This is a genomic window from Streptomyces sp. NPDC051907 (assembly GCF_040681075.1).
Taxonomy (GTDB): Bacteria; Actinomycetota; Actinomycetes; order Streptomycetales; family Streptomycetaceae; genus Streptomyces.
Genome location: NZ_JBFAYB010000204.1, coordinates 1 through 3,777 on the forward strand (window position 1 = coordinate 1; position 3,777 = coordinate 3,777).

Sequence of the window (3,777 nt, forward strand, 5' to 3'; positions counted from 1 at the left end):
GACCACCCGGCCGCCCGGCCGGACGGCCGGGCGCTGCCGTGCGGGTGCATCGTGGACGACGTGATCTCCACCGGCAAGCACGGCGACCAGTGCACGGACGGCCGCTCATGACCGCCCTGGAGCAGGAGGAGGGCATGGCGGCTGCGGAGCTGGGGCCGCTCCCGGCGGCGGCCGTGCCCGTCCTGGCGAAGGCGCTGGAGCGGGCCACGGCCCGCGCCTTCCAGCTCGCCAACCAGGCCGGTCAGCAGGCGCGCACCAACCGGTGGGCGCTGTCCATGTCGGGCATCGGCGGGTGCAAGCGGGAAGCGGCCTACCGGCTGGCCGGGGTGCCGCCGACGGACGTGGAGCTGAGCGACGCCGAAGAGGCGCGGCAGGCGATGATCGGGACGTGGATCCACTCCGGCCTGCTGCCGCAGTTCGAGAACGTGCTGGCTCACGCGGACATCGAGCTGCCGGTGGAGCTGGAGGTGGAGGTTCCGCTGCCCGACGGCGGCACCCGGCGGCTGGTCGTGCCCGGCACGGCGGACTGCTACTCGCACGTCATGGGCGGCGGGGTGCTGGACCTCAAGACGGTGAACGCCTACCGGATCGGGCAGATCGACCACGACGGGGTCAAGGTGTCGCACCGGTGGCAGGTGCGCGGGTACGCCACGGCGCTGCGCCAGCTCGGGCTGCCGGTGGCGTGGGTGGCGTGGCTGTACGTGGACCGGTCCTCCGGTGAGGTGCTGGTGGCGATCGAGCCGTTCGGGCCGGACGAGGAGGAGGAGACGCTGGAGTACGTCCGGCGGCTGTGGGAGATGGCCCGAGCGCCGGACTATGCGCCGCGCTCGGAGCGGGGTCCGGGTCTGTCGTGGGTGTGCGACGGGTGTGCGTGGCTGCGGCAGTGCTGGGGGCCGGACGCCCGGCCGGGCGACAGCGCCGCGCTCAAGGTGCACGACGAGCCCGAGATCGCGTTCGCGGCCCGGAAGTTCAAGGAGCTGGGCGACCAGATCGGCGAGCTGACCAAGGACCGGGAGAAGTGGGGGGCGATGGTCGGGCGGCCGGAGATGGGCGCCTACCGCGACGAACAGGGGGAGATGATCATCAAGTACCAGAAGGATGGGGAAGAGGTCGACAAGAAGGCGGCGGTGGAGCAGTTGGCGCTCCTGGGGGGCGAGGTCCCGATGAGGAAGCGCACGGGGAACCGGCTGGTCCAGTGGGGCCGGAAGGAACCGGAGGGATAGGAAGCGATGGGCGGAATGAGGCCGGTACTGCCTTCGCCTACGCGGGAGACGATCACAGAGGCCCTGGCGGCGCTGGACGGCGGTCCGGTGTCGGTGGGGCCTCTGGCCTTCCGCGTCTGCGAGGTGCTGGGCGTGGACACCAGCGAGGCCAGCGGCTCGTACGACCTGCGGCGGATCATGTCGTGGTCGGGGCTGGAGAAGGAACTCAGGCACATGACCGCGGACGGGGCGCTGGTGGTCCGCTCCCAGCGGGAGTGGCACGACATGACGTGGGGGCTGCTGTTCCCCGACGTCGGCCGCCGGACGATCCAGGCGTACGCCACAGGAGACGCGGCGGCGCACATCGCCGCCGCCCTCGGCGGGCGGACGCGGCGCACCGAGGACGCACGTAGGGAGCTTGCGCGCCGGAAGGCGCGGGCGCGGGTGCTGCTGGAGCACCGGGCGCTGGTGGATCGGTACACGCGGGAGCTGCTGGCAGACGACCCGCTTGAGGAAGGAGAACGGTGAGCTCAGTGACCACGGTGTTGGAGATCCGGTTCCAGGTGCTGGAGCCGGACCCGGAGACGGGCAGGCATTGGATCACGGCGCAGGCCGCGAGCGGGGAGCCGATGGAGATCGGCTTCATCGTCCCGTTCGGGGATGCGATGGCGGCGCACGGGTCGGCCGAGGGCTGGCCCCGGATCGACGTCCGCGCGGATGCGACGCGGGCGTTGTGCGCGGTGATCGCGGCGTGGGGTCAGCAGGTGGCCGAGAGCCCGGACGGCGGCGACGAGGACGGGGCGAGTTCGTGAAGACGCGGATCATCGAGGCGAAGCAGACCGGGGACCCGGCCAACTGGGGCAAGTTCATGGTCATGCGGCCCGACGAGGAGTGGGCCCGGCGCAGCGCCATCGACGACAACCCGTACGGTCCGCTGCTGCGGCAGTGCGGGTGGGGCCCGAAGCACATCATCGTCTTCGACCTCCAGACGTGCGAGGGCGCGGCGTTCCGGCCGGGCGGGTTCGCCAAGGCCGACCTCAACAAGCACCGGATCCACGTGTGCGTCCTGTTCGAGGCGTTCCTGACGTGGCTGTACGTGCAGGACCTCAGCGACCTGGACCGGCTGCCCGACGTGGTGGAGCTGGACGGCGTCCCGTTCGAGCTGTACGGGTACCGGCGGCCGGGGCCGGGGGAGGCGACGGCCGGTGGCTGAGGCGTGGCTCCCCGCGAAGGGGCCGGTCGGGCTGCCGTGTGAGCGGTGCCGGGTGGCCGGTCACATGCGGGTGGATCACGTCCTGGAGTGGGCGGACCCTCCGACCGGCGGCTGGCCGCGCGGCGTGGACGCGGCGCGGCTGGTGGCCGGGTGCCGGGGGTGCGGGTCGGGGTTCCTGGACGTGGCGCGGCGGCTGGCGCTGTCGCCCGCCGGGGACCTGGGCGAGGTGCCGTGGTTGGCGTGCCAGGTGTGCGGCAGGGAAGAGGCCGGGGCGCGGTGGGCGTGGCTGCGGTGCGGGGCGTGCGAGGCGTGGCTGCGGGCCGTTGTCAGTGGGGGGTCGTAGCCTGTCGGCACGGGATGGTGGGCAGCGGTGAGGGCGGACGCCGGGGGCGTCCGCCCTTTCGCTTGCCCGGCCGGGGTCAGTGCTGGCAGTCGGGACACCAGCCACCGGTCTTGCGGACCTGGCCCTCGTCGCTGAGGCGGGCCAGGCGGTGGACCGTGCCGGAGGTCTTGCAGATCAGGGCGTAGTGGGCCTTGCCCTGAGCGTCAAACCGGCGGCCGACCTCGCAGCCCTGCTTCGGCTTGTCGTAGAGGAGCTCCCAGCCGGTGACCGAGGCGGGGCCGAGCGCCTGGCGGGTGGTCTTGACGACCGGAGCGGCGACCTCGGCGGCGGCCTGGGCCTCGGCGGCGGCGACGCAGTTCTTGCAGAGCTTCTTGCCGAGCGAGCGGGCCAGGCTGACGGCGGCGGCCAGCGCGTCGGCGGCAGTGGCGTGCTGGCCCTTGGCGGTGCACATCCGGGTGGAGCGAGTGAGGGCGGAGCAGGGGGTGAGCGAGTAGTTGAACTCGGAGCCCTCGGTGCGGACCTCCAGGCCGTCGATGTGGACGGTGGCGGAGTTGTACTTGAGGGAGATCGTGGCGTCCATCGTGGGCTCCTTCCGGTTGGGGGCTCGCCGCCCCCTGATGTGACACCAGATTAGCATCACTATTCAGGGGATGCAACTCCCATGTCACACGGCCGGGCGGGCGGCCACCCGGCCACCCGCCCGGCCATACCGTGAGCTCCTACTTCCCGCACTCCGGGCACCAGCCGCCGTTCGCACGGAGGGACCGCTCGGCGGTCAGCCGCTCCAGGCTGTGCACGTGCCCGTGGGCCTTGCAGATCAGCGCGTAGACGGGCTTCCCGTCCTCCCACCGGCGGCCGACCTCGCAGTCCTGCTTGGGCTTGTCGTACAGCAGCTCCCAGCCGGGGGCGCTGGCGGTGCCCTGGGCGGCGCGGCGGGCGGCCTTGGGGGCCGGGGCCGGGGCGGCAGATTGAACGCCCACGTCAGCGCGGTGGAGTAGCGCTCGCCCGGGCCGTCGTGG

Annotated in this window: 7 protein-coding genes; 5 read left to right on the forward strand and 2 right to left on the reverse strand. The window is 72.7% G+C overall.

All coding sequences use genetic code 11. The features are described from left to right. Positions 1 to 107: 107 nt before the first annotated feature. From AB0M39_RS41480 to AB0M39_RS41500, 5 genes are all read left to right on the forward strand, one after another. Positions 108 to 1,223, forward strand: a complete 1,116-nt coding sequence (locus AB0M39_RS41480) for a PD-(D/E)XK nuclease family protein (RefSeq protein ID WP_365374242.1) — start codon at positions 108 to 110, stop codon at positions 1,221 to 1,223. A gap of 15 nt (positions 1,224 to 1,238) precedes the next feature. After that, on the forward strand, positions 1,239 to 1,730 hold the full coding sequence (locus AB0M39_RS41485; RefSeq protein WP_365374245.1) for a hypothetical protein: 492 nt from the start codon (positions 1,239 to 1,241) through the stop codon (positions 1,728 to 1,730). Beyond that, complete coding sequence (locus tag AB0M39_RS41490) at positions 1,727 to 2,014, forward strand: hypothetical protein (protein ID WP_365374248.1); 288 nt, start codon at positions 1,727 to 1,729, stop codon at positions 2,012 to 2,014. The genes AB0M39_RS41485 and AB0M39_RS41490 overlap by 4 nt, the downstream gene beginning before the upstream one ends. Further along, complete coding sequence (locus AB0M39_RS41495) at positions 2,011 to 2,415, forward strand: hypothetical protein (protein WP_365374251.1); 405 nt, start codon at positions 2,011 to 2,013, stop codon at positions 2,413 to 2,415. Before AB0M39_RS41490 ends, AB0M39_RS41495 begins: the two co-directional genes overlap by 4 nt. Positions 2,416 to 2,479: 64 nt before the next feature. Continuing rightward, entirely contained in the window at positions 2,480 to 2,758 is a 279-nt protein-coding gene (locus AB0M39_RS41500) for a hypothetical protein (protein WP_365374253.1), read from the forward strand. 76 nt (positions 2,759 to 2,834) lie between these two features. Here AB0M39_RS41500 and AB0M39_RS41505 read toward each other — a convergent pair whose 3' ends face one another. After that, complete coding sequence (locus AB0M39_RS41505) at positions 2,835 to 3,338, reverse strand: hypothetical protein (protein WP_365374255.1); 504 nt, start codon at positions 3,336 to 3,338, stop codon at positions 2,835 to 2,837. A 139-nt stretch (positions 3,339 to 3,477) separates the two neighbouring features. After that, positions 3,478 to 3,777 (reverse strand): hypothetical protein (locus AB0M39_RS41510; RefSeq protein WP_365374257.1); only part of this gene is annotated, 300 nt, incomplete at its 5' end.

Bases quoted from the DNA above. Each gene is read 5' to 3' on its own strand.
- AB0M39_RS41480 (WP_365374242.1), top strand. From the start codon at position 108: ATGACCGCCCTGGAGCAGGAGGAGGGCATGGCGGCTGCGGAGCTGGGG.
- AB0M39_RS41505 (WP_365374255.1), bottom strand. From the start codon at position 3,338: ATGGACGCCACGATCTCCCTCAAGTACAACTCCGCCACCGTCCACATC.
- AB0M39_RS41485 (WP_365374245.1), top strand. From the start codon at position 1,239: ATGAGGCCGGTACTGCCTTCGCCTACGCGGGAGACGATCACAGAGGCC.
- AB0M39_RS41500 (WP_365374253.1), top strand. From the start codon at position 2,480: ATGCGGGTGGATCACGTCCTGGAGTGGGCGGACCCTCCGACCGGCGGC.